We start from the raw sequence: 2,412 nt of genomic DNA, 5'->3' as shown, positions 1-2,412 counted from the left end.
GTGACGTCGACCTTCACGCCGGGGCGACGCGGATCGGGATAGATGACGCGCGTGCGGAACCAGAGATTGGGCACGCGCAGGTCGAGGTGCATGTCGTTGGCGACGAGCGCGGCGCCGTCGGCAAGCGCGCCCGCCACGGCGAATGCATTGCTGCCGGGCGCGCGTGCGTCGGTGACGCCGTGGCTGCCGCTAAAGAGTTTCGGATCGAGCGTGCGCAGATCGAGCGCGTCGGCGGCCGGAGGATCGGGCCAGTCCAGCGCGGCGCCGGCGAGCGGCGCGTCCCAGCTGCCGCCGCCGGCGGTCAGGAATGCGTAAGCGGACGCGGGCAGCGCCGCATGCATGCGGGAGAACGCGAGGCCGCGCTTGTCTTCGGCGTCGTTGAGCGTGAAGGCCATCGCGGCGATCACGAGCAATGTGTCCTCGCTGCGCCACGGCTGCGGTTCGTTGAATGTCGCGAGATAGGCGAACGGCCGCACGCCGAGGGCGTCGAGGCCGGCATTGACGCCGTCGCGATAGGCGTCGAGCGCATCGCGCTGGGGCGTCGGCAGGTCCGCCAGCGCCCGCTCCATGCGCGCGCGCATGCGATGCGCACGCACGGTGCGGTCGATCGGCAATGCGGCCTTGCCGAAGAGTTCGGCCAGTTCGCCGGCGGCGCGGCGGCGCAGCAGGTCCATCTCGAAGTAGCGTTCCTGGGCGTGCACGTAGCCGAGCGCCCAGGTCGCGTCGCGACGGCTACCTGCTTCCACCGTGACCGTGCCGAGGGCGTCGCGCTCGACACGCACGGCCTGCTGCAGGGAGGCATCCACGACCCGGCCTTCGAGGCGCGGCAGGCTGCCGCGCAACGCGATCCATCCGCCGACCGGAAGCGCGATGGCTAGGAGGGCGAGAGCCAGGAGGAGCCTCTTGAGCGGGCGGCGGGCGGGCGGCATGCGATGTTCCGGGTGCGGGGGAGCGCGCATCCTATTCGATACGCTGCTGCAGGCGCACATGTGTTCGAGGCATGCGTCGCGGTCCCCCGGACCGTGGGCGAAGGGTGGCTGGTGCGCAGCAGCAAGCCCGAATTTCCCATGTGGCGCGCGGCCGGACGTGGCCATCCGCGATGTACTGAACGGGGGTAGTTGTGACGATGCGCCCGAGAGGCATATAGTCGACCGGCCTTGGCCGTCACGGTTGCAATGGGACGCGCCGGGGTAATCAAGGACAGGTGCGTTGGCGGTTGCCGGCGGTACCACTTCCGGCACCGGGTCGGGTTTTGCGTTGCGCTGACTGGGGTCTCGCGCATGAATTACCGATGTCGCTGCAAGGCTGCACTCCCGCAGTCGAGGCTTACCAACTCATTTCGTTTGCGCTTGCTGCCAGCTCGCGGCAGGCGCGCTTTCGCGTGGTCGTAGTTTAGGCTTCCTTCGTCGATTTACGGGGGTAATTCGCATGAAACGCTTGTTTAGGACAGCACTTGCAATCGCAGTGGCTGGTGTCGGTCTGCAGTTCGGCGCAGCGCAGGCTGCGGTCGTCTGCTCAGCACCGATCAACCATGCCATCGCGGCGAACCTCAATGGCACGTCGGTCAACTGGATCACCGGCGACGTGCAGGACGCGGACATCGCTGCATACAACTTCAACGCTTGGGCGACGGGCGGCAATCTCGCCTTCTTCTGGGAAAGCAGTACCGATAACGCAGGTGTCTCGGCCACGGCCAACGGCGCCTACCTGGTACTGGCCCCGGGCGCCACGATCAGTTCCAGTTCGCTCTTCAGCCGCTCGACGTCGGCCGCCAACGCCGCCAACTGGCGACAGGCAGCAAACGTCGACGGCTACATGGGCTTCAAGTTCAATTGCTCCTCGCTGGGTGTGCCCGCTCCGAGCCTCTGCTTCGGCTACGTGCACATGACGACGACGGGCACGACGGGCTTCCCCGCGACCATCGTCGATTACTGCTATGAGAACACGGGCGCGGCGATCACCATTTCGGCCGGCCCGGTCACCCACACGGTCACGCCGAGCGTCGGCACGCCGTCGGGTTCGATCAGCCCGAACACGGCCCAGGTCGTCAATGACGGTGCGACGACCGCGTTCACGCTGACACCCGACACGGGCTTCCACATCGACACGGTCGGTGGTACGTGCGGTGGCTCGCTCGCGGGCAACACCTATACGACCAATGCGGTCACGGCCGACTGCACGGTCGTGGCGAACTTCGCGGCGGACGGTGGCGGCGGCACCTTCCCGCCGGACGAGAACTTCGACGAGGTCACGGCACCGGCGCTGCCGGCGGGCTGGGTCACGTCGACGACGACCGGCACGGACTTCACGACCGTGACGACGGCCTCGGACACGGCGCCGAACGCGGCGTTCGCGACCGACCTGCCGTCGGTGAACGACTTCACGCTCGATTCGCCGGCGTTCACGCCGCTC

At 67.8% G+C, this 2,412-nt stretch carries 2 protein-coding genes; one reads left to right on the top strand and one right to left on the bottom strand.

What is annotated here, in order from left to right:
- Window positions 1–806, bottom strand: an 806-nt coding sequence (locus tag ACTHK2_RS14320) for a penicillin acylase family protein (RefSeq protein ID WP_440246398.1), incomplete at its 3' end; no start/stop codon positions are given.
- Window positions 807–1,428: 622 nt separating this feature from the next.
- Here ACTHK2_RS14320 and ACTHK2_RS14315 point away from each other — a divergent pair.
- Window positions 1,429–2,412 (top strand): hypothetical protein (locus tag ACTHK2_RS14315; protein ID WP_440246397.1); only part of this gene is annotated, 984 nt, incomplete at its 3' end.

It is taken from the genome of Dokdonella sp. (assembly GCF_051958935.1).
Lineage (GTDB): Bacteria > Pseudomonadota > Gammaproteobacteria > Xanthomonadales > Rhodanobacteraceae > Dokdonella_A.
The sequence above is the reverse complement of the archived record's forward strand: the minus strand, read 5'-3'. Positions and strand labels throughout refer to the sequence as shown.